This window comes from Nocardioides sp. (assembly GCF_050246775.1).
Taxonomy (GTDB): Bacteria; Actinomycetota; Actinomycetes; order Propionibacteriales; family Nocardioidaceae; genus Nocardioides.
Genome location: NZ_JBFWVK010000006.1, coordinates 152,952 through 177,443 on the forward strand (window position 1 = coordinate 152,952; position 24,492 = coordinate 177,443).

At 68.4% G+C, this 24,492-nt stretch carries 28 protein-coding genes; 19 read left to right on the forward strand and 9 right to left on the reverse strand.

The window, feature by feature from the left end; genetic code table 11:
* Positions 1-6: 6 nt before the first annotated feature.
* The 4 genes from AB7I40_RS20915 to AB7I40_RS20930 form a co-directional block, all read right to left on the reverse strand.
* On the reverse strand, positions 7-1,116 hold the full coding sequence (locus AB7I40_RS20915) for an aminomethyltransferase family protein (RefSeq protein ID WP_428345069.1): 1,110 nt from the start codon (positions 1,114-1,116) through the stop codon (positions 7-9).
* Positions 1,117-1,311: 195 nt separating this feature from the next.
* Complete coding sequence (locus AB7I40_RS20920; protein WP_428345068.1) at positions 1,312-1,530, reverse strand: hypothetical protein; 219 nt, start codon at positions 1,528-1,530, stop codon at positions 1,312-1,314.
* Positions 1,531-1,779: 249 nt separating this feature from the next.
* The gene (locus tag AB7I40_RS20925) at positions 1,780-2,343 is read right to left on the reverse strand and encodes a dihydrofolate reductase family protein (RefSeq protein WP_428345067.1); all 564 of its coding nucleotides are present in this window, start codon (positions 2,341-2,343) and stop codon (positions 1,780-1,782) included.
* Positions 2,344-2,485: 142 nt separating this feature from the next.
* Complete coding sequence (locus tag AB7I40_RS20930; protein ID WP_428345066.1) at positions 2,486-2,782, reverse strand: PASTA domain-containing protein; 297 nt, start codon at positions 2,780-2,782, stop codon at positions 2,486-2,488.
* Positions 2,783-2,928: 146 nt separating this feature from the next.
* On the opposite strand from AB7I40_RS20930, the gene AB7I40_RS20935 reads away from it, so the two are divergent.
* The 3 genes from AB7I40_RS20935 to AB7I40_RS20945 all read left to right on the forward strand — a co-directional run bounded on the left by AB7I40_RS20935 (position 2,929) and on the right by AB7I40_RS20945 (position 5,270).
* Positions 2,929-3,654 (forward strand): CatA-like O-acetyltransferase, encoded by a 726-nt coding sequence (locus AB7I40_RS20935; RefSeq protein ID WP_428345065.1) that lies wholly within the window; start codon positions 2,929-2,931, stop codon positions 3,652-3,654.
* 100 nt (positions 3,655-3,754) lie between these two features.
* On the forward strand, positions 3,755-4,528 hold the full coding sequence (locus AB7I40_RS20940; protein ID WP_428345064.1) for a class I SAM-dependent methyltransferase: 774 nt from the start codon (positions 3,755-3,757) through the stop codon (positions 4,526-4,528).
* Positions 4,529-4,769: 241 nt separating this feature from the next.
* Complete coding sequence (locus tag AB7I40_RS20945) at positions 4,770-5,270, forward strand: hypothetical protein (RefSeq protein ID WP_428345063.1); 501 nt, start codon at positions 4,770-4,772, stop codon at positions 5,268-5,270.
* 28 nt (positions 5,271-5,298) lie between these two features.
* Here the strand turns inward: AB7I40_RS20945 and AB7I40_RS20950 are convergent, their stop codons facing one another.
* The 3 genes from AB7I40_RS20950 to AB7I40_RS20960 form a co-directional block, all read right to left on the reverse strand.
* On the reverse strand, positions 5,299-5,709 hold the full coding sequence (locus AB7I40_RS20950) for a VOC family protein (protein WP_428345062.1): 411 nt from the start codon (positions 5,707-5,709) through the stop codon (positions 5,299-5,301).
* A 92-nt stretch (positions 5,710-5,801) separates the two neighbouring features.
* Complete coding sequence (locus tag AB7I40_RS20955; protein ID WP_428345061.1) at positions 5,802-6,434, reverse strand: uridine kinase; 633 nt, start codon at positions 6,432-6,434, stop codon at positions 5,802-5,804.
* 241 nt (positions 6,435-6,675) lie between these two features.
* Entirely contained in the window at positions 6,676-6,804 is a 129-nt protein-coding gene (locus tag AB7I40_RS20960) for a hypothetical protein (protein ID WP_428345060.1), read from the reverse strand.
* 477 nt (positions 6,805-7,281) lie between these two features.
* On the opposite strand from AB7I40_RS20960, the gene AB7I40_RS20965 reads away from it, so the two are divergent.
* The 5 genes from AB7I40_RS20965 to AB7I40_RS20985 all read left to right on the forward strand — a co-directional run bounded on the left by AB7I40_RS20965 (position 7,282) and on the right by AB7I40_RS20985 (position 11,864).
* Positions 7,282-7,794, forward strand: coding sequence for a hypothetical protein (locus AB7I40_RS20965; RefSeq protein ID WP_428348127.1), 513 nt, complete (start codon positions 7,282-7,284; stop codon positions 7,792-7,794).
* A 10-nt stretch (positions 7,795-7,804) separates the two neighbouring features.
* Positions 7,805-8,845: a peptidoglycan-binding domain-containing protein gene (locus AB7I40_RS20970; protein ID WP_428348128.1), complete on the forward strand. Its 1,041-nt coding sequence runs from the start codon at positions 7,805-7,807 to the stop codon at positions 8,843-8,845.
* Positions 8,836-9,432 carry an ATP-binding cassette domain-containing protein gene (locus tag AB7I40_RS20975; protein WP_428345057.1) on the forward strand — a complete coding sequence of 199 codons (597 nt, stop codon included), beginning with the start codon at positions 8,836-8,838 and terminating at the stop codon, positions 9,430-9,432. Before AB7I40_RS20970 ends, AB7I40_RS20975 begins: the two co-directional genes overlap by 10 nt.
* Positions 9,429-10,481, forward strand: coding sequence for a hypothetical protein (locus AB7I40_RS20980; protein WP_428345056.1), 1,053 nt, complete (start codon positions 9,429-9,431; stop codon positions 10,479-10,481). Before AB7I40_RS20975 ends, AB7I40_RS20980 begins: the two co-directional genes overlap by 4 nt.
* A gap of 132 nt (positions 10,482-10,613) precedes the next feature.
* Positions 10,614-11,864 (forward strand): DUF222 domain-containing protein, encoded by a 1,251-nt coding sequence (locus AB7I40_RS20985; RefSeq protein ID WP_428345055.1) that lies wholly within the window; start codon positions 10,614-10,616, stop codon positions 11,862-11,864.
* 75 nt (positions 11,865-11,939) lie between these two features.
* On the opposite strand, the gene AB7I40_RS20990 is transcribed toward AB7I40_RS20985, so the two are convergent.
* Both AB7I40_RS20990 and AB7I40_RS20995 read right to left on the reverse strand, forming a co-directional pair.
* Entirely contained in the window at positions 11,940-13,136 is a 1,197-nt protein-coding gene (locus AB7I40_RS20990; RefSeq protein ID WP_428345054.1) for a 4-hydroxybenzoate 3-monooxygenase, read from the reverse strand.
* 47 nt (positions 13,137-13,183) lie between these two features.
* A complete protein-coding gene (locus AB7I40_RS20995) occupies positions 13,184-13,960 on the reverse strand; it encodes an IclR family transcriptional regulator (protein WP_428345053.1) in 777 nt (258 codons plus the stop codon).
* Positions 13,961-14,031: 71 nt separating this feature from the next.
* Between AB7I40_RS20995 and pcaH the strand changes: the two genes are divergently transcribed.
* From pcaH to AB7I40_RS21050, 11 genes are all read left to right on the forward strand, one after another.
* Positions 14,032-14,778, forward strand: a complete 747-nt coding sequence (gene pcaH / locus AB7I40_RS21000) for a protocatechuate 3,4-dioxygenase subunit beta (RefSeq protein WP_428345052.1) — start codon at positions 14,032-14,034, stop codon at positions 14,776-14,778.
* Entirely contained in the window at positions 14,775-15,320 is a 546-nt protein-coding gene (gene pcaG / locus AB7I40_RS21005; RefSeq protein ID WP_428345051.1) for a protocatechuate 3,4-dioxygenase subunit alpha, read from the forward strand. Before pcaH ends, pcaG begins: the two co-directional genes overlap by 4 nt.
* Positions 15,321-15,324: 4 nt before the next feature.
* On the forward strand, positions 15,325-16,572 hold the full coding sequence (locus tag AB7I40_RS21010; RefSeq protein ID WP_428345050.1) for a lyase family protein: 1,248 nt from the start codon (positions 15,325-15,327) through the stop codon (positions 16,570-16,572).
* Positions 16,569-17,723: a 4-carboxymuconolactone decarboxylase gene (gene pcaC / locus AB7I40_RS21015; RefSeq protein ID WP_428345049.1), complete on the forward strand. Its 1,155-nt coding sequence runs from the start codon at positions 16,569-16,571 to the stop codon at positions 17,721-17,723. Before AB7I40_RS21010 ends, pcaC begins: the two co-directional genes overlap by 4 nt.
* Positions 17,713-18,054 (forward strand): hypothetical protein, encoded by a 342-nt coding sequence (locus AB7I40_RS21020; protein ID WP_428345048.1) that lies wholly within the window; start codon positions 17,713-17,715, stop codon positions 18,052-18,054. The genes pcaC and AB7I40_RS21020 overlap by 11 nt, the downstream gene beginning before the upstream one ends.
* Before the next feature lie 150 nt (positions 18,055-18,204).
* Entirely contained in the window at positions 18,205-19,068 is an 864-nt protein-coding gene (locus AB7I40_RS21025; protein WP_428345047.1) for a DUF4394 domain-containing protein, read from the forward strand.
* 10 nt (positions 19,069-19,078) lie between these two features.
* Positions 19,079-19,642, forward strand: coding sequence for a sigma-70 family RNA polymerase sigma factor (locus tag AB7I40_RS21030; RefSeq protein WP_428345046.1), 564 nt, complete (start codon positions 19,079-19,081; stop codon positions 19,640-19,642).
* Positions 19,639-20,319 (forward strand): anti-sigma factor family protein, encoded by a 681-nt coding sequence (locus AB7I40_RS21035; protein WP_428345045.1) that lies wholly within the window; start codon positions 19,639-19,641, stop codon positions 20,317-20,319. Before AB7I40_RS21030 ends, AB7I40_RS21035 begins: the two co-directional genes overlap by 4 nt.
* 52 nt (positions 20,320-20,371) lie before the next feature.
* Positions 20,372-22,162, forward strand: coding sequence for an ABC transporter ATP-binding protein (locus AB7I40_RS21040; RefSeq protein ID WP_428345044.1), 1,791 nt, complete (start codon positions 20,372-20,374; stop codon positions 22,160-22,162).
* An 890-nt stretch (positions 22,163-23,052) separates the two neighbouring features.
* Entirely contained in the window at positions 23,053-23,385 is a 333-nt protein-coding gene (locus AB7I40_RS21045; RefSeq protein ID WP_428345043.1) for a hypothetical protein, read from the forward strand.
* A gap of 185 nt (positions 23,386-23,570) precedes the next feature.
* Complete coding sequence (locus AB7I40_RS21050; protein WP_428345042.1) at positions 23,571-24,479, forward strand: PASTA domain-containing protein; 909 nt, start codon at positions 23,571-23,573, stop codon at positions 24,477-24,479.
* Positions 24,480-24,492 lie beyond the last annotated feature (13 nt).

A 24,492-nucleotide genomic window follows, 5' to 3' on the forward strand; every position in this document is an offset into this window, starting at 1 on the left:
AGCCCGCTACGCGCGGGGGCGCTTCTTCTGCGTGTCGTAGATGGGCAGTACGTCGACCGTTGCGGGGACGGTCTCGTCGCCGATGGCCACGCCGAGTGTGTTCCCCACACTGGCCTGCTCGCTCGCGATCACGGCCAGCCCGATCTTGCCGAACCGCGGGCTGTCCGTCGGGCTGGTGAGGATTCCCACCTCGTCACCGTCCTTCGAGACAGCCGCGCCGTACTCCGGGAGCATGTCGGCCTCGTAGCGCAACGTGACGAAGCGGTGGGGCGGGTCTGCGGCGAGGGCACGCAGGGCAGGCTCGCCAGCGAAGTCGAGTCCCGCACCTGTTCGCACCATCCGGTCGAGATTGAAGTCGAACGGTGTGCGCTCGTGCGGCTCGTAGTCGTAGCCGGTCACGATCAACCCGGCCTCGATGCGGGCGATCTCGATCGCGTCGGTGCCGACCGGGGTCACGCCCGCACCGACGATCGCGTTCCACAGGGACCCGGCGTCGGCAGGGTCGAGCAGGAACAGCTCGTAGCCCAGCTCGCCGCCGTACCCGGTGCGCGACAGGTACACCTCCACGCCTGCCACCTGGATCGGCCGTGGGATGAAGCGGAAGTAGCGCAACGCACCCAGGTCCTCGTCGGTGAGCTGCTGGACGACCTCGCGCGACCGGGGACCGATCACACCGAGATGCGGCATCGACGGCGTGACCCACTCGAACTCCGCGTCGAGGTCCGCCACGAGCTCCCCGAACCGCTCGTCGTGGTCCCGGCCGTTGGTCATCACCCAGCAGTGGTCCTCACGCGCGGTGTTGAACACAGTCCCGTCGTCGACCATGAGCCCGTCGGCATCCAGGAACGCGCCGTACCTCACCTGGCCGACCTCGAGCCCGATCGCGTTATTGCTGAACGCTCGCTGGGCGGCCCGCAGTGCGTCGGGGCCACGGAACTCCCACTTGTTCAGTGGGGAGACGTCCCACACCGCGACGTCGTCGCGGAGAGCGGCGTACTCCTTGGGTACGTCGCCGAACCCCTCGAGCCACATCCACCCGCCGTCCTCGACGTGCGAACCGCCCTGCGCGGCGGTCACCTCGTGGAACGCGGTCCTGATCGCTTCGATGTCGTTCACTCGGGCCTCCGGGTCGGGAAGGCCACATCCTCCCACGGCACTGAACGGCTGTTCAAGGTTGCCGGTGAGAGCTCGGCAGAAATCGCCGCTGGCACACAGCAGACGGGCGGGGAGTCGATCTGGATCGGATGAAGCACTGTTGGCTTATGCACCGAGCGGTCCTCAGCGATCGTGGGCGCTTCCGGTGCAATCCGGTCATCGGACCAGTCGTAGCGGGAGAATCGTGTCGCTGGTCCGAGTCTCGCCCAGGAACGCGAAGTCCCCGCCTTTCAGCAGGCCGTCCGTCACCCAGACGACGAGGAGAAGCAGAAGCGCTGCAGCCACGAGCGCAAGGGCGACAGACCAGGCGACCGCGATGCGCTTCCCGATCGTTGGCGCTCGGTATCTGGGGCCCCGCTCATGCGTCTCGTCCATGCGGATCAACGTCCATTCACTTGCTCGTTGGTCGAGGCCCTTCAAGGGTAGTCGCCACAGCGGACGCTCCGGTCTGAGCGCGCATGCCGGGCCTGTACGTGGTCGCTGTCCAGCGCCGTGCCCGACGCTCACGGTTTCCCGTGTCCGCACGGAGGGCGAGCCCGCCTTGAACCCGGCATGCGCTCTTCGACTGTAGGTGGGACGGCGCCAGGTCGCGACCGTATTTGCCGTGACTCCGAGGTCAGGCATTCAGCGCCTGGTCTCGTACCTGGTCAGGAGCACACCGCCGGGAAACGTCCGGGTCTCCACCAGGTCCAGGTTCACCCAGTTGTCCAGGGCCGTGAAGAAGGGCGCGCCGGCGCCCACCAGGACCGGGTGGGTGACGATCGCGTACTCGTCGATCAGCCCGGCTCGCATGGCTGCCGCGGCGAGAGTTGCGCCGCCGATGTCCATGGGACCGCCCTCCTCAGTCTTGAGCCGGGTGATCTCGGTGACAGCGTCGCCGGAAACCAGGCGAGCGTTCCAGGCGACCGCGCTTGCTGTCGAGGAGAACACCGCCTTCGGCATGTCCCGCCAACGGCGGGCGAACTCGATCTGCGCCGGTGTCACACCAGGCTGCTGGTCGGCAGTCGGCCAGTGGGAGCTCATCGCCTCCCACAGTCGGCGCCCGTACAACGCGAGGCCCGTCTCCCCCACGCGGTCGGACCACCACTGGAACAGCTCGTCGCTTTGCACGCCCCAGCCAAGATCGTCCCCCGGGGCGGCGACGTAGCCGTCCAAGCTCACGTTCATGCCGTAGGTCAGTCTCCGCATAGCGTCAGCCTCTCGTAAGTCGAGCGTTCGGGATACCGACCAGCGAAGCCCGCAAGACTCACCGCTCCGGGTAGCACTTCCTCGGCGAACCAGCACGAATCTGCTCTCGCGTCTGTCGGCTGACGGCACAGGCGCCGCGTCGTCAGCCGTCGCCGATCAGGAAGGTGATGTGGGTGCCCCGCTCAACGGTGGATCCCGCCGACGGGTCGGTTCCCGTGACGTAATACGGAAAGTCGACGTCTGGCCGTTCACCGCAGAGTCCAGCCCGGGCAAGTGTCTCCATCGCGTCGTCGACGGACGTCCCATAGTCGATGGGCGGCACGGTCGCGGCTTCGGTCGAGAGCGCCGCATCGACGGCTTCGCAGGACGGGTCTGAGCCTTCCCGCTCGCCTTGGCCGCAGGCAGTCATGAGCACCACGAGCAGCGAGACGGACAGCACGCGGGGCGCTGAGTTCCATGGCAAGCTCACGGCGGTACGACGTGGCGAGACGTGCAGCGGTTCCGCTGGTCTGCGCGGGCGCATCGGGTATTCGCGGCTAGATCCGGACGTCGGACATGTCGGGTCAGAGCACTACGTTGGACGCCATGAGCCTGAACCCGCATCCAACGAGCGGCCCCTCGGCCGGGTCCCCTACAGCGATGCAAGTCTCCCCGCTGAGTGACCCACGCCCGATCGATGTCGCCTCCTGGGCACGAGGTTCCCACTTCGAGCACTACCTGACGCAGAGCCCGTGCACGTACGCACTGACGACGGAACTCGACGTAAGCAGGCTCAACCGTCGCATCAAGGAGACGGGCGCAAAGACGTATGCGGCCCACATCTGGGCACTAACCACGGTAATCAACCGCCACGACGAGTTCCGGACCACGCTCACCGAGCAGGGCCACCCCGCTGTCTGGTCCGAACTACACGCCGCGTTCACGATCTTCAATCCTGACAGTGAAACCTTCTCGTCGGTGTGGACACCGCACCATCTCGATTTCTCGTGCTTCCAGCAAGAGATGATCGAGACTTCACGCCGCTACCAGCGTTCGACCACGCTGTTCCCGCAGCCAGACAGGCCACCCAATACGTTCGATGTCTCCAGCATGCCGTGGACGTCATTCACCGGATTCACCCTGCACCTCGAAGGCGGCTACCGTCACCTACTCCCCATCATCACCATCGGGCAATCCGTCGAGCGACTCGATGGCCTGAGGCTGCCGATGGCGATCCAACTGCACCATGCCACGGCGGATGGCTTCCACGCCTCACGCCTGATCAACGAGGTCCAAGCACTGTTCGACGACCCAACCTGGCTCGAAGACTGACGCGCTCTCATCGGCATGAGCGGACGGGTTGTCCTCAGGAAACCATTGGCCAACCGACCTGCTCGCCCGATGTACTGATGTGCCACCGTGAATCTGCCGCGTGAAGAAGATAGTAGTTGTGACGGGTTATGACGGGCTTGCCGAGGTGTACGAGTGGCTCATCTCGGACGCAAAACTGACTCCGACCGAGTTCGCTGCGTCGTTCGATGACGTCCTCCGTCTCCTGCCATCGAACGCTCACGTCCTCGATTGTTCGTGCGGAACCGGACAGTTGGCGGTCGGCCTCGCCAGTCTTGGGATGCAGGTCGTCGCAACTGATGCCAGCGAAACGATGGTTCGTCGGACTGCGGAGTTGTCTGAGGAGTTCCGGGCATCTGTCCGGACAATGCGGGCGGACTGGCAAGAGTTGCCCGACCATTTCGATGACACCACCTTCGACATGGTGTTCTGCGTTGGCAACTCGCTGCACCATGCCGTAGGCGCGAGAGGCAGGGTTGCTGCTTTGGAGTCGATGTCACGGCTTCTGCGCCGTGGCGGACGCCTGGTGCTCACCTCCCGCAATTGGGAACTCGTGAGGGCCCGAGGGTCCAGGCTGGACATCAGTGACCGACTCGTCCGCCGGAACGATCGCAATGCCGTCGTGATCTACCGCTGGGAGATTGCACCGCATTGGGAGGAGGAGCACCACATCGAGATTGCGGTCGCACAGGTTGATGCGGCTGGGTCGGTTCTTGTTCGCTCGGAGCTGCTGTCCTGCTGGCCTTTCCGATACGACGAACTCGAGGTCGAGTTGCACCAGGTCGGACTCCGGTCGGAAATGAGCACGTTCAACGCTGAGGCCGAGAACTACCTGGTGGTGGCGAGGAAGGTATAGACACCGGGATCACAGTCCCTGAACAGACCGCGCGACCATTTACCGAGAGAATCAAAGACGGACCACGGTCCGGCACCGAACTCGGCGTCACGTTGAGCGACTGGAACGGCGACACCATCGACTGGATGGCCGAGGCCATCCCAGACTCGGACCTGAGCGATGAGGCCGTCGCCCTCTGATTGAGCCCGACAGGTCCTTTGCGAGCATGAGCATGCGGTTCTGTGCCGGTACGTTCGCTGACGTGACTGTGAGAGAGGCGACCTCCGCCGATGTCGAGCGGATGGTCGAGTTGGCGGACAGCACGAGGCGTGCGTACGAACCACATGCCCCGGTGTTTCAGAAACCTGCCGCCGACGCCAAGGACGTGCACCGACCGTGGCTCTCCCGACTCGTCGACAACCCCGAAGCAGGTTCGTTCGTGCACGATGACTCCAACGGCGATGTGGACGGCTTCGCCATCATCACCACGGTGCCCGCGCCGCCCGTCTACGACCCCGGTGGCCTTTCATCGGTCATCGACGATTTCGTGGTGTCGTCTCCGGACAAGTGGGTGACGGCAGGCGCGAGCCTTCTGGCCGCGGCAACAGCGTGGGCGCGGGAGCGAGGTGCCGTCCAGGTTGTGGTGGTCTCCGGACCCCACGACGGACCAAAGAGAGCCGTGCTTCAGGACGCTGGTCTGTACGTTGCTTCGGAGTGGTTCACCGCGCCGCTCGCATCGACACGACCGCGCAGATCACGGTAGGTCCGGACGCTCCGATCCGACAGTTGCGTCAGCCGAGCTTGGTCCGCACGTACTTCTCTAGTGCCTCCCGCGATGGCTGACCCCAGCCGATGCAGAACGGGTGCCCTGCGGGATCCGCGTAGACCTGGTGCCCCTCGTCGGCCCCCAGATCATGGGCTCGGAGCAATCGTGCGCCGAGACTCATCACTTGCTCATGAGCCTTCTTCGCGTCCGCGACATGGAGATCGAGGTGCACCTGTTGGGGCGCTCCATCCGGCCATTGGGGAGGCACGTGATCGGGGGCCAACTGGACGCCGATCCGCCACTCGCCGGCCGCATCCAGAACGCTGTGGAACGTCTCGTCTTCGAACACGTGACCATCGAGGAGCCCGGCCCAAAATGCGCTCTCAGCAGCAAGGTCAGCCGCGTCGAACACGATGACGCTCCGGATCGGCTCCATGCCGCCGACTCTATGAAGGGCGTCAAGCGACGAACTCGACCAAGCCGCACCCCGAAGGCATCTCGCCAGGCGAGCGGGCGCCGCAGATCCGGTCACCGAAGAACGTGCGGTGCCGCCCAGTGGTGGTTGTCGATGACGATGTCGGCGCGCGAAACAGGGTCGACCTCCGCGATGTAGATGGCTCCGGCAACCGCGTATCGGTCCTGGTGCACCACAGTCGCTTCGTCAGCACCGTCACTGGGACTGTCGCGGGCGACGCCGCGTCCCAACGACTGAGCGGCGGTGACCTCCAGCCAGATCCTGTAGTCCCACAGGTCGTCCCATTCGGGGCGGAACGCGAAGACAGTGTCCACGATCAGAACCGCGTCGAGCGGGGCTCGGACAGCGACGTCGCGGTGGTCAACGCCCGTCAGCGGGTCATGCGCGCAGAGGACGACCCGGCCCGACGCAGACGGTCCGGCGGGTTCGAGCAGTAGGCGCCGGACAGACGCGTGGTCATGGGCGTTGCGGTAGTAGCCCTCTCCTGAGACTCGGTCGTATCCGTGCTCGCTCGCGTGAGTCCAAGGGTGCTTGAAGTCGTCGAGGGAGGCCCGCAATGTCGGTCGACCGAATGCTCGGACGGCGGACGCGAGTTCATGGGCGAACGAGGTCTTACCGGCCGCGGTCCGGCCATCGACGGCGACCCGGATCCGACGGTCTGAGAGCGCCACGATGTCCGTTGCCACCCGGGTCAACAAGTCGGATCTGCACGATGAGGCCGCTGGTGGCATCGGCTGACGCCACGTCGAGACAGATTCGAAGGCGTCCACCCCCCGAGGGTAGCGACGTCCCGGCCGGCCTGAGGCTCGGTGGAGGCTTCCACTCGCGCTGACGGCTGACCCCCTTCGGTCATCTCTCCTCTCACCCATCATCTCGTTCACGGGAGTCACAGTCGTGCCACGAAGCACCTCGTACGTCATGCCCTCGTCATCGTGTCCGCTGCCGCTTGTTGGGGTGGCGGCCGGTGCCTGCCTTGTCTTCGAGGACGCCCCCGCCGGGATCGTCTCGGCTCGTGCCGCCGGGGTGCGGCACGTCGTCGGGGTCACGCTTAGCCATGAGGGCGTGGATTCCTTTCTGGACGACCTGCGGTCGGTGTCGGGATCGGGTGACCTGGTCCGGCTTGCACAATGACCTTCGGTGCTCCTTATTGGATGAATAGTCCCGAAATTTCGATACTTGAATCCGACTTATCCGGACAATCTTGGAAAAACCAATCCGCGTTGCCAGAGCCCTCGGGTCAGTTCTCAGTCGCCAAGGCGACCACAAAGGTAAAGATCAGATAGCGCTGCTAGCCAAGAGTTAGGGCGCTCGTTAGTCTGCTTCGAATTACGGGGGATCCGTGGCACAACGGGTCCGAAATCGAAGGGATTCACATGTCACGCCTCTTCCGCGGTGCCGTGGTCGCCACCCTCCACCAGCGGAAAGAATCCGGGACCGTCGGCCCTTGGATCGACCTCTAGACGGGTGGTGAGACCCATCGGGGATCGAGCAGACCTGACCTGGTCCGCATTCATCGCAGCGTGCCTGCTGACCATGCTGAGTGTGTCGCTGGGAGCCTGTTCGTCCAAGGAGGCGAGTGAGCCACGCAGTCCCTACTACTCCGACATCGTCACGGCGAGCCGCACGGCTGACTCCGACTTCGAGCGAGAGGTGCTCAGTGACGGCGAGGTGACCCGCTCCGAGTACGAGGAATCGGTTGCCAGATATGTGAAATGTGCGAATGGTCAGGGAGTGACGATCAATCCCGTCAAACAGGGCGATCTCTACACCTACGAGTTGGGTGCCGGGGCATCAGCGGAAAAAGTCGCGGATGAATGTTCGGTAGGCACGACCCAGAAGATCGAGGCCTTCTACGGGGCCCTCGTTCAGAATCCGACAAAGGGCGACATGATGCAATTGATTGCTGCATGCCTGTCCTCCAGCGGGCTGGCGCCAAAAGGCTACGACAAGGCCGCGTTCACGGCCGACTCGGAGTCCGGTTCCTTCCCGTTCGACGCAGAAGACCCACGCTTCGGGGAATGTCACCTCGATCCCGCGTCGCACTGAAGGATCCCGATTGTCTCGGCTCGCGTCAACGGCTACCGGGTGGCTCCTGCTGAGCACGATGCTGCTCGCTGCGGGGGCCACGCTCGGCATGGTCGTGCGGGGCGACCCAGCACCGACCTCTCTACGCACGGCACCTGACGCGGGATCGGTCCCACTGAGCCCCCAGCCCTTCGCCGACCCTCGCACCGTCGACCTGACGATCCGTCGCGCACCCGCCGTCGACGTACTCGGTAGGCGCAGTGGGGTCGTCACGAGGTCATCGTGTCCCAGCATGACTGCCCTCGCCTCCGGACGCTCACCCTGGGCAGTCGATGGCCACGACATCATCGCCCTGTCCACGGCATCGCCGCCCTATCGAAACCTGCGGTCGGGGATGACCGGCGAGGATGTCGACACTCTGCAACGAGAGCTCACCCGCTTGGGGTATCCCACGAGAATCGACGGCGTCTTCGGCGACGAGACCCTCAACGCTTGGAACGAACTCCGGGAGTCGCTCGGGGCGCCGACCTCAACCGCCTTTCGTTTGGCCGACACGATCTGGCTCCCCCGGTCTCGGGTCCCGCTTCGCAGTTGCGCCGTGAGGCTGGGAAACATCGTGCTGGCCGGGGAGCCCATCGCCCAGACCACGCCCCGAGTCACGTCGATCCGGCTGACCGGCGCTCTGACCGACCTGGTGCAGGGGGTGCGACGTCTGACCGTCGGTGGCACCACCGTCACGCTCGACGAGCCGGGGGCCGTCACCGATCGAGCCTCCATCCGACGGATCATGCGCACTGAGGCCGTCCGGCTGGCCGTGCAGACGACGGGACCCAACGGGACCGAGGACCTCTCCGGACAACTCGCCCTTCGCCGGCCGCTGATGGCGGCGTCGGTGCCCATCTCCGCGGTGTTCGGGACTCAGGAACGGTTGTGCGTCAGGAGCTCGACCGGCGCGTCTGTGCCCGTCCGCGTACTGGCATCGTCGCTGGGACGATCCGTCATCTCGACCAGGCACCGAGCCTGGCCGACGAGCATCAGCGTGAGCCCCGGAAGCTCAGCCCGATGCGAATAGAGGCTCACCAGCTCGGCCACCGCTTCCCGCCGGCCCCGCCGCTGTTCCGCGACGTCTCCTTCACACTGGCCGGTGGGCTCACAGCAGTCACCGGGCCTTCGGGGTCGGGGAAGAGCACGTTGCTCAGCATCCTCGCCGGCTGGACCCAGCCGGCGACCGGAGAGGTCCGCATGTCGGCGGAGACCTCTTTCGTGTGGGTGCCCCAGCATCCGTTCGGCTCGTCCCGTCGAACCGCGTTGGACCATGCGAACTATCCGTTGTTGGTCCAGGGCCATAGCCGCAGATCGGCCGCACCCCTCGCCCGGCGGGTGCTGGAGGACTTCGGCCTGGATCGCGCCGCCGATCGGCTCTTTCGAGAGCTCTCGGGAGGCGAGGCCCAACGCCTCCTGCTGGCGCAGGCCAGCCTGAGCACAGCAGATCTCCTCCTGGTTGACGAACCCACGGCGCAACTCGACGTCGCCTCCGCGGCGCTCGTGATCGACGTCCTGCAAGGCCTGGCCCGGACTGGGCGCAACGTGGTGATCGCCACGCACGACCGTCGGGTCGAAGACCAGTGCGGGCACCACATCCGGCTGGGCCGACGGTGAGGCTTGCTGAGCTCTGGTCCGAGGCCTGGCGCAACGTCATCTCCGGAGCATCTCGATCCTTCCTCTTCGGGTCCGGGTTCACGATCGTTGTCGGCGCACTGGTCACGGTCGACGTGATCACCGCCCGCGACCTCGCCCAGACGTCCGCGGAGTTCCGGCGGGCCGGGGCCGCAACGGTTGTGCTGGTCGCGCCGGGATCCATCTCCGGTTCTGCCTGCGACCGGCTCGCCGACATCGAAGGAGTCGCAGCGGCAGGGGCCGTGCAGACCTCAGCAAGCCGGGTGCTCACATTGAGCGCCCCGGACAACCCTCTCGAGGTGCACGAAGCCACTCCGGGCTTCGCGGGAGTGTTGGGACGTCCGCGCACCGAGGGCCTGATGCTCGACGCCCACGCGGCTCACACCTACGGGGTCAACCCCGGCGGGGCTCTCCTGACCAGACAAGGCACCCTGAGGTTGTCGGAAGTGTTCGACTACCCCGACGACGGCCGCGATCCCATGCTGTTCGACGCCGCCGTCGCCACGTCCCGGTCCCGCGCGCGATTCGACCAGTGCTGGGCCACCATCTGGCCCTACGATCCGTCCGCATGGAGCGCGATGGCCACGGCCGTCGTACCGTCCGCCACTGCTGGCGCACCGACGTCGCAGTCACAGCTGAACGGCCGGCTCGGAGAGCGGCTCACCGTCGCCGAGGCGTACGCCGACCGCCCGACCCGGTGGGCCCCGCTGGTGGCTGGGATCGCCGGACTCATCACCGCCCTGATGGGCGCCTTCCGGCGCCGACTCGAGCTGGCCCACGCGCGCCATCTGGGACTCACCATCTCGGAGCAGTCGTGGCAACTCGTGCTCGAGTGGGCGTTCACGCTGCCGGCCTCGGTGGCTGTCCTGGCCTGCACGGTGACGGCTCTGGTCGCCCCTCCCCAGGCCTGGCTCTTCGAGCTCGCTGCCCGGATCGTTGCCTCCGGGGTCGTGGGTGCGATCGCGGGAGCGGCCCTCGGTGCTCTGGTGGTGCGAGACCGGCAGCTGTTCGGCTACTTCAAGGGTCGGTGAGGGGCAACGCACCACTGCACGATCCTCGTTGCCACGCGCCGTACGGCCGCGGCGACCCGGTCCGGTGTGGTTGTCCACAGGCGCGCCTCGAGGTGGTCGGGAAGTGTCGGTACCCAGTGCTTGGCTTGACCCATGACAGCGATGGCCTCGGATCAGGAGCACGTGGTGACACGTGCGGTGGCCGGCCTGCGGTCTCGGGTCTCTGCGTTGGTGGACGTGCCGTTGTGGTCCATGCCTGCTGCGGAGGCGGCATCGACGCTGGTGGAGCTGACCAGACTCTCGGCGCAGGTCGCAGAGCTCGAGCTCCGCGTGGCCGCCCACGCCGACTGCGTCGGGGTCGGCGAAGCCACCGGTGCGACCTCCGCGGCGGCCTGGTGGGCCCACGCCGGCCGGCTGACCCGACGGGAGGCGCACGGCAAGGTGAGGCTCGCGCAGGCACTCGACGGTCACCGGGCCAGGGTTCGTGACGCGCTTGCCGAAGGCAGCATCGTGGTGGAGCAGGCGGCCGTGATCGTTCGGGCGCTCGAGGAGCTTCCGCACGACCTCGGACCCGCGGTGGTCACCAAGGCCGAGCAGGAGCTCGTGGCGTTGGCGCACGAGCACGACGCCAGGACGCTGCGGGTGTTGGGTCGCAGGATCCTCGACGTGATCGCCCCCGACGTGGCCGAGGCCCACGAGGCCCGACTGCTCGCAGCCGAGGAACGCGAGGCCCGGGACTCCGCCCGGTTCACGATGGCTGATGACGGCCACGGCCGCTGCCACGGACGCTTCACGCTCCCCAGCGCTCAGGGCGCGATGCTGCACAAGGCCCTGGTGGGTTTCGCCGCCCCCAAGCACCGTGCCGCCATCGACGGGACAGCCGGCGAACGGCGCCCCTCACCCCAACGACTGGGCAGGGCGTTCCTGGAGTACGTCGAACGCTTTCCCGCCACCGACCTGCCCAGCTCGGGTGGGGTGAATGCCACCGTGGTCGTGACCATGGACCTGGAGAGCCTGATCGAGGGCACAGGGGTGGCGTCCCTCGACACCGGCCAGAGCATCACCGCGTCCCAGGCCCGACGGTTGGCCTGCGAGGCCGGGATCATCCCCGCCGTCCTCGGCACGGCATCCCAGGTCCTCGACTTGGGTCGCAGGCGACGATTCCACACCCGGGCCCAACGCATCGCCCTCAGCCTGCGAGACAAGGGCTGCACCGCCGATGGTTGCGACGCGCCACCCGGGCTGTGCCACGCCCATCACGACCGCCCGTGGTCCACCGGCGGAAGGACCAGCGTGACGGGTGGTCGGCTGCTCTGCGCGCGCCACCACACCCGCGCACACGACCCCACCTACCGGATCACCCACCTCCCCGGCGGCAAGGTCGCCTTCACCAGACGGACATGAGCATCGGGAGTCCACCTGCCGCCCGGCGAGGAGCGCGCTCACTGCGGGCGATGAGGAACTCCCGGACTCACCGGCTCACGGCACAGCCTGGCGCGCCGGCCACCCCGTGTAGGCCTCGGCCAGGTAGGTCGAGCCTGCCCGCGAGGTCACCACCGAGGTGAGCTCGCCGATCTGGCGGCGTACGTCGAACGGGGTGGCGTCTGGGAGCGTGTGCAGCATCGTGGTCATCCAGTAGGAGAAGTGCTGGGCCTTCCACACCCGCTCCAGCGCCCGGGCCGTGTAGGTGTCGAGCGCGGCGACCTCACCGCCGATCACCGCGCGCTCCAGGGTCTCGGCGAGCACGACCACGTCAGCAAGGGCGAGGTTGAGACCCTTGGCCCCGGTCGGCGGCACCGTGTGGGCGGCGTCGCCGGCCAGCAGCAGCTTGCCGTGGCGCATCGGCTCGCACACGAAGCTGCGGAACGGCAACACCGTCCTCGAGGTGATCGGGCCCTCGATGAGGCTGTAGCCGTTGGCTCCCACCCGAGCCTGGAGCTCGGCCCAGATCCGGTCGTCGGACCAGTCGTCGACCGATTCGGAGGGGTCGCACTGGAAATACATCCGCTGCATCGTCTCGGTGCGCTGGCTGATCAACGCGAACCCGCGGTCGGAGTGGCTGTAGATCAGTTCAGGAGCGCTCATCGGGGCCTCGCAGAGGATCCCGAACCAGGCGAAGGGGTACTCGCGAAAGTATTCGCGGCGATGCTCGCCCGCCAGCTGCTGTCGGCACACACTCCGCGAACCGTCGGCCCCCACCAGGTAGTCGCAGTGCAGCTCGTGGTCCACCCCATCGGCATCGACGAACCGCACGACCGGCCGCTCAGTCACGTCGTGCACGCTGACCTCGCTTACGCCGAACCGCACATCGCCGCCGTCGCGGTCGCGCGCGTCAGCCAGGTCCATGAAGACGTCGGTCTGCGGATAGAGCCAGACCGAAGCACCAGTCAGGTCAACGAAGTCGATGCGGTGCCCAGCCCCACCGAACGCCAGGTCGATCCCCCGGTGCTCGTGCCCCTCGCGCAGCACCCGGTCCGAGACACCTGTGTCGACCAGCATCCGCACACTGTCGCGCTCAAGGATGCCGGCACGCACGGTCCGCTCGATCTCAAGCCGGGTCCGGTTGTCCACCACCACCGAATCGATGCCCCGCAACGACAACAGATGGGACAACATCAGCCCGGCCGGGCCACCGCCCACGATCGCAACGGTCGTGGTCGTGAGAGTGGGAGCCATACCGACCAGTGCAGCGCACCACGAGTCGCAACGGGTATGCCGGTCTTCTACTCAGTGGAAACGGACGAAGCGAGTTCATCGACCTGCCGGCCGATCCCCCGCGCGGCGACCCGCAGGGCGGCCACCAGCTGCGGCCGGTCCCGTTTCAGCGACGGCACCACGATGCCCAGCGCCGCAACCACCGGGCCGCCCGGCGCCCTGATCGACACCGCGACCGAGCACGCCCCGAGACTCATCTCCTCGGTCGTCTGCGCGAAGCCCTCCTTGTGCACCCGGCGCAGCTCCGCACGCAACCGCCCCGGCTGGGTGATCGTGTAGGGCGTGATCCGGGTCAACCTGCCCAGGACCGCCATCACCACCTCGGCTGGGGCATGGGCCAGCAACACCTTCCCCACACCGGTCGCATGCAGCGGCAGCCGTGAGCCCACCTGGCTGACCACCGGCACCGACGCGTTGCCGGAGAGCCGGTCCAGGTAGAGCACCTCGTGACCATCCCGGATCGCCAGGTGCACCGTGGCCAGCGTGGCGCCGTACAGGTCCTGCAAGAACGGCGAGGCGACGTCGCGCAGCTCCGACTGCACCGGCGCCAGCAGCCCGAGGTCCCACAGTCGGCGGCCGACCGCGTAGTCACCCGCGGGCCGGCGCTCGAGCAAGCCGTTGGCGACCAACTCGCCCACCAGCCTGAACGCGGTGGCCACCGGCACGTCCGCACGCCTGGCCAGCTCACTGAGAGTGAGCACCCGGTGCTCGGCGTCGAAGGCCCCCAGCAGGGCGACCACCTTCGACGTCACGCTGACCCCCGGCCTCGCGTTGTTGCCCGCCACCCACCTCTCCTTTCCGTTCAGTGGAAAGCAAGTGTCGCAGAGCAGCCGCGTTCCCGCCTAGCGTTCCGGTCGTGACGCAAGCCGAGATCAGCGCTGAGATAGCCGAGCTGGGGCGGGCGTACGCCGAGAGCGGGGTCGTGGAGACACAGCCGAGGCTGGACTACCCGCCTTACCGGAGCAGCATCCTGCGCCACCCAACCAAGGACCTGCACCAAGCAGATCCCGAGACGATCGAGCTCGCCGCGCCGTGCTTCGGGCACCGCGACGTCGGATCCCTCGAGGCCGACCTGACGATCCAGCACTCCGGCGAGCCCCTGGGTGAGCGGATCATCGTCACCGGACGTGTGGTCGACGGTGACGGCCTGCCGGTGCGTCACCAGCTCGTCGAGATCTGGCAGGCCAATGCCGCTGGTCGCTACCTCCACCAGCGCGACCAGCACCCGGCACCGCTGGACCCGCACTTCACCGGCACCGGCCGCACCCTCACCGACGGCGACGGCAACTACACCTTCACCAGCATCAAGCCCGGCCCCTACCCCTGGAAGAACCACCTGAACGCCTGGCGCCCGGCCCACATCCACTTCTCGCTGTTCGGGACCGCGTTCACCCAGCGGATGATCACCCAGATGTACTTCCCCGGCGACCCCCTGTTCGCCCTGGACCCGATCTATCAGGCCATCGTCGACCCCGCCGCCCGGGAGCGGCTCGTCGCGACCTACGACCACGACGTCACCCAACCCGAGTGGGCCACCGGCTACCGCTGGGACATCGTGCTCACCGGCACGCATCGCACCCCCCTCGAGGCGGACCACGCATGATCCCCACGCCCGGCCAGACCGTCGGCCCCTTCTTCGGCTACGCCCTGCCCTTCCCCGGTGGCGACCAGGTGGTGCCACCCAGCCACCCCCGCGCCGTACGCCTGCACGGGCGGGTGACCGACGGCGCCGGCGACCCCATCCCCGACGCCCTCATCGAGCTCTGGCAGGCCGACGAGGACGGCCAGGTCAGCCAGGAGCCGGGAGCCCTGCGGCGCGACGGGTACACCTTCACGGGCTTCGGGCGTACGGCGGTCGACGCCACCGGTGCCTACTCGTTCACCACCCTGGTGCCAGGTGCCGAGCCCGGACCCGCCCCGTTCTTCGCCATCACGGTCTTCGCCCGCGGGCTGCTCGACCGGCTGTTCACCCGGGCCTACCTGCCGGGCGATGCGGACGCGCTCGCCGCCGACCCCCTGCTGGCCTCGCTGCCCGGCGAGCGGCGCAGCACCCTGATCGCCGGCACCGACGAGCACGGCTTCGTCTTCGACATCGTCCTGCAGGGCGAGGACGAGACCGTCTTCCTGCAGTATCGGACACACTGACTCCATGACCGACCTGTTCTGGCCCGGCGACGAGCGGGCCGGTGATCACTTCTCGCCTCTCAGCCTGCTCGAGGCCGTGGTGCGGGTGGAGTCGGCGTGGCTCGAGACCATGGTCGCGGCCCGACTGTTCCCGCTGGGGGCGGCCGCGGACCTCGAGGGCCTCGTCTCGCAATCGGACGTGGACCTCATCGCGAGCAACGCCGAGGCCGCCGGGAACCCCGTGATCGCGTTTCTCGACATCCTGCGCCAGCGGGTGCCCCCGGCCACGGCGCTGTGGCTGCACCGCGGCCTCACCAGCCAGGACGTGCTCGACACCGCCCTGATGATCTGCGCCCGGTCGTCCGCCCATCAGCTGGAGGACGAGCTCGCCCGGCAGATCGCGACCCTGGGCACGTTGGCCGACACCCACCGCGCCACGGTGATGACCGGTCGCACGCTCACCCGGCCCGCCACCCCGATCACCTTCGGGTTGAAGGCGGCGAACTGGCTACACGGCGTCCTCGACGCCCGTGACCGTCTCATCGCTGCCCGGGCCGCCCTGGCCGGGCAGTTCGGTGGGGCCGCCGGGACCCTGGGCGCCGTGACCCAGCTCGCCGGCCTCCGGGGTCACCCCGAACCAGCAGCGGTGGCGCTCGGCGTGGCCACCGAGATGGCCCAGCGCCTCGACCTGGCCACCCGCGTCGCCTGGCACACCAACCGGGCACCGGTCACCGGTTGGGCGGACGCGCTGGTCACCTGCTCGGACGCCTGGGGGCACATCGCCAACGACGTCCTGCTGCTCGGCCGTCCGGAGATCGGCGAGCTCGCCGAGGCCGCAGTCGCTGGCCGCGGCGGATCATCGGCGATGCCGCACAAGGCCAATCCGGTGCTGTCGGTGCTGATCCGTCGCGCGGCCCTCGCCGCCCCCGCGGTCGCCGCGCAGCTGCACCTGAGCGCAGCCAGTGTGGTCGACGAACGGCCCGACGGTGGATGGCACGTCGAGTGGTCGGCCCTGGCAAGCCTGACCCGGCACACCCTGACCGCGGGTTCGCAGGTCACCGAACTGGTTGCCGGGCTCCGGGTCGACGCCGACCGGATGGCCACCAACGCCCGGTCCGTCACTGGCGACCTGCTCGCCGAGAGCCGCTCGGTCGCTCAGTGGGACGACCACACCGACCAGGTGGTGACCGATCGTCTGGCCGACCACCTCGGAGCCACCGACCTGCTCATCGACGCCGCCCTGGCCCGGACCGACCCACCGGAGCATCCATGACCGTGCCTGCTCTCACCGCAACCCGCCTCGCCGGAACGGCGGACCTGCCCTTGCTGGTCTGCGGACCCTCCCTGGGCACCTCCGCGGTGGCCCTGTGGTCGGCGGCGGCCGAGCTGCTCGGCGACCGCTTCCACGTCGTGGGCTGGGACCTCCCCGGCCACGGCAGCAGCGCCCCCCGCCAGGAGCCGTTCACGATCGCCGACCTGGCCGCCGCCGTCCTCACCCTCGTCGACGACCTCGGGTCCGGTCCCTTCGCCTACGCCGGCGACTCGGTGGGTGGCGCGGTCGGCCTCCAACTGCTGCTGGACGCGCCGGAGCGGGTGTCGGCCGCGGTGATCCTGTGCAGCGGGGCCCGGATCGGCACCCCGGAGATGTGGCAGGAGCGAGCGGCCACCGTGCGGGCCTCCGGCACCCCGGTCATGGTCGAGTCGTCGGCGCAACGCTGGTTCGCCCCAGGCTTCATCGAACGGCAGCCGGTCGTCTCGACGACCCTGCTGCACGCCCTGCAACAGGCGGACCGGCTCGGTTACGCCGCCACCTGCGATGCCCTGGCCGAGTTCGATGTCCGCGATCGCCTGGGTGAGATCACGGCACCGGTCCTCGCCGTTGCCGGGGAGCACGACGTGGCCACCCCGGTGGACCTGCTCGGCGAGCTCGTCTCAGGACTCCAGCACGGCCGGCTCGTCGTACTCCCCGACGTGGCCCACCTGGCTCCGGCCGAGGCGCCCGCAGCGGTGGCGAGCCTGATCCGCGAGCACGTGCCGCCCGTGACGTTGGCCGAGCGGCGGGCCGCCGGGATGGCCGTACGCCGCGCCGTCCTCGGCGAGGGGTACGTCGACCGGGCGAGCGCGGCAGCCACCGACTTCACCCGGGAGTTCCAGGAGTTCATCACCGACTACGCCTGGGGCGGGATCTGGACCCGTCCCGGACTCGACCGGCGCAGCCGCTCACTGATCACCCTGACCGCACTGGTGGCCCGCGGCCATCATGAGGAGCTCGAGCTGCACCTGCGCGCCGCCCGCGCCAACGGACTGAGCGACGACGAGATCAAGGAGCTGCTCCTGCAGTGCGCCGTCTACTGCGGCGTCCCGGACGCCAACACCGCCTTCCGGATCGCGCAGCGCGTGCTCGCCGAGGGGCGTGAGGCATGAGCGCCCTCGCGTACGACGCGGTTCGCACGCCGTTCGGCAGGTCCAACGGCGCCCCCTGGCGGGCAGCACCGTCAACCGCCTGTGTGGGTCGAGTCTCGACGCGGTGATGCTCGGCTCCCGCTCCATCGAGGTCGGCGATGCGGACCTGGTGCTCACCGGTGGTGTCGAGTCGATCCGGCCCACCACGACACCTGAGGCCCCGTCCGCACCCACGCCGTCGTTCGTGCAACACGCCACCTTCGAGGTCACCCCCGACGGACTCGTGGTCCGCGGGGCCTTCGGGCTCTCCCTCGCAGAGCTCCGCAGCCGAACCGGCCTCACCCTGCGCTGAGCCGGCGCCGGTGGGACCTGCCGGCCCATCCGAGACGGCGCCCGCTCCGAACCCCTCCTGGAAAGACGTTCGCGGTTCCTTCAACGCTGCGACCTCGGCATCCGTATTCACCGGTGCACACCTCCATCCCCCTGAACCAGGAGAACCGAGATGAACCGCAAGAACTCAGTCGCCGCCGGGATCGCCACCGGCGTCCTCGCCACCGCCCTCGCCGTGACCGTCATCCCCGGCCAAGCCAGCGCAGGCAAGTCGAAGCCGTCGCACCCGGCGGTGGGCCTCACCATGACCAACAGGCTCGTCGCCTTCGACCTGACCACTCCCGAGCGCCCCCGGGTGCTGGGCAAGGTCACCGGCCTCGAGGGTGACGCCAGGATCGTCGGCATCGACTACCGCGTGCAGGACGGCAAGCTGTACGGCGTCGGTGACGACGGTGGTGTCTACACACTCTCGGGGAACGCGAAGGCGACAAAGGTCAGCCAGCTCACGGTGGCTCTCGAGGGCACCCGCTTCGGCGTCGACTTCAACCCGGCGGCCGACCGGCTCCGGGTGATCAGCGACACCGGCCAGAACCTGCGCCACGACGTGAACGCGGGCGGAGCCACGACCGTCGACTCCACGCTCACCTACCCCGCCACCCCGACCGCGCCGGCCGCGACGGCCGTGGGCGTCAGCGGGGCGGCGTACACGAACAACGACCTCGACGCGGACACCGCCACCAGCCTGTTCGACCTCGACACCGCACTGGACCAGGTCACCCTGCAGGCTCCCGCGAACGCCGGGCTCCTCTCGGCCACGGGCAAGCTCGGGGTGGATGCCGGGTCGGACGCGGGCTTCGACATCTTCAGCCGTCAGGGCGGCGGCACCACGCAGATCAACAAGGGTTGGGCCACCTTGCAGGTCAACGGCAAGCGTCACCTCTTCTCGGTGTCGCTGCTCACCGGTGACGTCGACCACGCCGGTCGTTTCCCCGAGTGGGCGCGGGTCACCGACCTCGCCGTGAAGCTGGACCGCTGACCGCTCACTGATGGCGTTCGCCCGTGATCCCGCACGCACTCCCGTCTTCTCCGAGACGGGAGTGCGTGAGGCGTACGCCGCGCACGGCGGTGAGCTCTACCGCTTCGCCCTGCGAGGGCTGGGCGACCCGGGCGCCGCTCAGGACGCGGTGCAGGAGACGTTCCTGCGGGCGTGGCGGGCACGGGAGCGCTACGACCCCCAGCTCGCCGGCGTACGCGTCTGGCTGTTCGGCATCGCCCGCAACGTCGTCATCGACCTGCACCGGGCGCGCGGCGCCCGTCCCTGGCTGCGGGACCTCGCCGACCATGACACGCTGGCCCGCCAGGAGCCCACGGGGCCCGAGGACCGTCCCGACCAGTGGGAGGCACTGATGCACAGGTGGTTGGTGGAGGAGGCCCTGCGACGGCTCGGAGACGAGCACCGCCAGGCCTTGGAGCAGACCTACCTGGCGGACCGGCCCTACGACGAGGTGGCAGCCGAGCTGGGCATTCCCGTGAGCACGCTGCGCAGCCGGGTGTTCTACGGACTGAAGGCGCTGCGGGTCGTGATGGAGGAAATGGAGGTGACGCGATGACGGACCATGCGGCACAGGACCGTGAGCTGCGCGAGATGCTGGGCGCCTACGTGCTCGGCCACCTGTCAGCAGACGAATCAGCGCGGGTCGAGGCTCATCTGGCAGGTTGCGCCGAGTGCACCGCCGACCTGGAGGAGCTTCTTCCGGCCGCCGACGCCTTGTCCCTGCTGCGCGGCGCCCCACTCCGCGTCGCTGCCGAGGAGCCGCCGCCCGAGCTCGGTGAGCGGATCGTCGGGGCGGTGTCGAGTGCCCACCGGGTCGAGGATCGCCGGCGATGGCTTCGCTCGGCCTCGATCGCGGCTGTCGGTGCCGCAGCGGCGGCCGTGGTGATCGTCGCCGGTGTGGCCATGACTCGTGAGGACTCCCAGCCGGCAGTGCCGCTGGAGGCGGTGGCGGTCCAGGAGGACGTCCCGGGGCTGGCCGCCACCGCAGATCTCGTCGCCCACACCTGGGGCGTCGAGGTGAAGTTGACGGCCGTCGGGTTCGATCGGGGCAGCCGCTACCGCGTCGCCGTGATCGGGCTCGACGGGCGTCGCTACTCCGCCGGCGGGTTCGTCGGGACCGGAGAGCGCGAGATGTTGTGCAACCTCAACTCATCGGTGCTCCGGGACCGCGCGAGAGGCTTCGAGGTCACCGACCCGAACGGTCGGGTCGTGGCGGAGTCGACGTTCAGCTGAGCTGCTGAGTGAGGGTAGCCTGTCCTCACATCCAGGAGAGGCGCTCACGTCCATGTCACCACCGCGGGCGACTGCCCCTCAACGGCCGCTGGGCGAGCTCTGGCGCCGCTACCGCACCTATCGCCGCCGCTTCGTCGGCGCGGTCGTCGCCTCCACCGTCAACAAGGTCGCCGATGTGGTGCCCGAGCTGCTCATCGGGGCAGCGATCGATGTCGTGGTGCGCGGGGACGACTCGTTCATGGCCGCCCTGCTGGGCGTCGAGTCCCGCCACGCCCAGCTCGCCTGGCTGGCCGCCATCAACGTCGTCATCTGGGTGATCGAGTCACTCTCGGAGTACGTCGCCGCCGTACTCTGGCGCGGGCTGGCCCAAGGTGTCGAGCACGACCTCAGGGTGGAGGCCTACGACCACGCCCAGCACCTCGACATGAGCTGGCACGAGACCCGGTCCTCGGGGTCGACGCTGGCCACGCTCAACGACGACGTCAACCAGCTGGAGCGGTTCCTCGACATCGGTGCGCCGGCCATCCTGCAGACAGCGCTCAACGTGCTGCTCGTGGGCGCCGTGTTCGCGGTCGCATCATGGCAGCTGCTGGTCCTGGCATTCCTGCCGATCCCGCTCATCATCGCCGGATCGTTGGTCTTCCAGCGGCGGCTCGAACCGCTCTACCACCGCATCCGGGAGGCAGTGGCCGACCTCTCCGGTGCCCTCAACGCCAACCTGGCCGGCGTCGCCACGATCAAGGCCTTCACCGCCGAGGACCGCGAGCGGGAGCGGATCACGGCCGTCTCCGACGCCTACCGCACCGCCAACACCGACGCGATCCGTTCCTCCGCAGCGTTCGTTCCCCTGGTCCGGATGGCCATCCTGGCCGGGTTCACCTGCACCCTGCTCTTCGGCGGCTGGGCCACCCTCGACGGCGACCTGGAGCTCGGGCTCTACTCCGTGCTGGTCTTCATGACCCAGCGCCTGCTGTGGCCCCTCACCGACGTGGCCGAGGTGCTTGACCTCTACCAGCGCGGGCGGGCCTCCACGGCCCGGATCCTGGAGCTGCTGGCCGTGCCCGTCACGGTCCCGGCCGGCTCCGCTTCGCTGGCCAGGCCGATCGCGGGCCGACTGGAGCTGCGCGGTGTGCGTGCGGGGTACGGCGACGGCCCGGACGTGCTGCACGGCATCGACCTCGTGGTGCCCGCCGGGGAGACCCACGCGATCGTGGGATCGACCGGCTCGGGCAAGTCGAGCCTCCTGCGGCTGGTGCTGCGCTTCGACGACCCCCGCTCGGGCCAGGTCCTGCTGGACGGGCAGGACGTGCGCGACCTCGACTGGGACTCCCTGCGCGGATCGATGGGCTACGTCTCCCAGGACGTCTACATGTTCGCCGGGACCATCGCCGACAACCTCGCCTACGGCCGACCGGAGGCCACCCGCGCCGAGCTTCGGGCGGCCGCTGAAGCAGCTGCCGCCACCGACTTCATCGACGCCCTGCCCGACGGCCTGGACTCCTGGGTGGGTGAGCGCGGGATCACCCTGTCCGGTGGGCAACGTCAGCGGCTCGCCCTCGGCCGGGCCCTGCTCCGCGACCCCGCCGTACTCGTGCTCGACGAGGCTACGAGCGCCGTCGACAACGAGACGGAGGCCGCGATCCAACGCTCCCTGCGCGTCGCGACCCGCGGCAGCACGGCGCTCGTCGTGGCCCACCGGCTCTCCACCGTCCGCCATGCCCACCGGATCTGGGTGCTCGAGGCTGGACGGATCATCGAGTCCGGCACCCATGACGAGCTCCTGGTGCGCGATGGCACCTACGCGGGTCTCTGGCGGGTGCAGACCGGCGGGGGCGAGATCTGAGAGAAGTCGCCTCAGACTGGGACACCTCAGCTGGGCAGCTGTCGTCGGGGGTCTGCAAGCTCGTGTTGATGTCCTGCGATCGCAGCACCCCTGGGCAAGCCTTCTCCCAGTTGGCAAGAAGCGGGCTGGACCGCATCGGCGAAACGGCTCGCCGCCGGTAGTATCCACGCACTGTGGCGTTCCGGGTGGGTCCGGAACTGCCGTTCTGATCGTGGGGGTGGCTTGTGGACGATCGACCGTGCACACGTTGTGGCCGCCCAGGCGATGGGGCCAGGTTCTGCACGAACTGCGGCCAACAGCGGACGTCGGAGCCGACCTTCATCCCAGCCGAGCCCACCTGTCTCAACTGCCGGGCCCCTCTCGCGCCGGGCAACGCCTTCTGCACCGAGTGCGGTTCCCCAACGCCCACCCCCCTTGCGCAGCCGCAGCTGCCGCCGCAGCCGCCGCCCCGACCGGCACTGCATCCGCTGACCCTTACCGGGCCGGCGCAGCCGCATCCCCCCGCCTCTGCCGTCAGGCGGCCATGGCGTACTGGTGCCATCGTTTTCGGGGTCACTCTGACCGTTCTGGCCGCGGTGGCGTTCGGAGGATGGTGGCTGCTCTCCCAAGGCGACGAGCCGAGCATCGCGTCGGACGCAACGGTCCTCACGCCGAGCGCGACCCTCCGTCCGTCCGTGTCGGAAGATCCCAGGGATTCATCATCGCCCGCGGCCAGTCCGGCTGTCCTTGCCCGCTGCTGGAATGGCAAGCGGGTCGGGGAGCTGAAGAGCTGCCCGAGTCCGCAGGGTCAGCAGGCACTCGAATGGATCTTCCCCAGTTTTCAGCCCGGCGAGTGCACCTTCTCGACCAAGGGCGCCAGCTACGGGAAGCTTGCCGCCTGGGAGTGCCCCGTGACCGACTCCTCCGGGGCTGCCGCACTGGTGCGGTACAGCGAGTTCGACACAGTGGAGAATGGGCTCGCTCACTACAACACCAAGCTCGGTGGTGTGAGTGACCGCAACGCCATCTCCGTGAATGGTGAGGTGGTCCGCTACGCCTGGCTCTACCAGTTGAGGTCTGGCAGAGGTCTGTACACGCTGTCGTCCATGTTCACCCGCTATCCCTTCTCCCTGTCGGTGGAAGCGGTCACTCCAGGAGGACGTCGCTGGGTCCTGCGCAACCTGGTGACGATCCGACCGGAGCGCGACATCCTCGGTGTCCGCAGCAGCGGAGCGAGTTCGTGACGCACTGCGGGAGTTGCGGAGAACCCCTGACTCCACGCGCTGCTTTCTGCCGGGCCTGCGGCTGGAAGGTCGTCGAGCCGCCTCCAGAGACAGCTCTTCCCGAGGCGCCCGAACCGAGCAAACCCGGGTGGATCCGATCCCGCGCCACACTTCTGACCGCTCGCGCCTGCTTGGCGGTGACGCTGGTGGGCATCGGCCTGATCATCGGCTGGCTCCTGGCCTCGGAGCGATCCTCGGTGGAGGAGACCGCGTCCCGCCCAGCACCATCCGGCCCGACTTCGACGATCTCTCCAGGTGCCCAGGTGATGCCGGACCTGCGCGGCCTCGGTGTCGGCGATGCCCGCCAGATTCTTGCGGACCTCGGAGTACCTCCGGGGGCTGTGACCCTCCGGGACCAACCGGCGGCGGGCGAGTCCGGCGTGATCCTGGCTCAGGACCCCGTCTACGGCTATGCCCTTGGCTCGAGGATCGTGCTCAGCGCCTCACGTCCGGCCAAGGTTCCTGCGTTCAAGGGCCGCGACGCCACTGCCGTCCTGGCCGATCTCGATGAGCTCGGGGCAGCTACTCGCACGATCTCTCGCTACACCCCAGGCGTGCCGGTCGGCAACGTGGCTTCGATCAGCCCAGAGCCTGGAACCCTGCTGCCCGTGGACGTCACGGTGGTCGTGTCCGCCGAGCCCGACTCTGTCAACCTGGCCGAACTCGTCGCCGCCGAGGACAATTGCTACACCGACACTGACTCGCTCAATGGCAAACAGTACGACGAACTGTTGACCTGCGAGACCGACCGCTATCCGCTGAATCAAACCTGGGTCGTCAAGCGGGCGGCCGACCGGGTCAGCGGCGTTCTGGGAGTTCCGGACAGCGGCGAACCCAAGGAGGCGGTCGAGCTCCGGATCATTGCCGACGGCGAGGTCCTCACCACCTTGACGACGGAGTACGGCTCAGTTGTCCCCTTCGACGTGTCCATCGCTGGCAAACTTCGGCTGACCTTCCAGGTGCGCTCCCAGACCCGCGAGTACAGCACTGCTGGCCTGGCGAGGCTGAAGTTGCTGGGTGACGCAAAACTGCTGAACAAGCTCGAGGTCTACTGATGCGAGGAGCGCG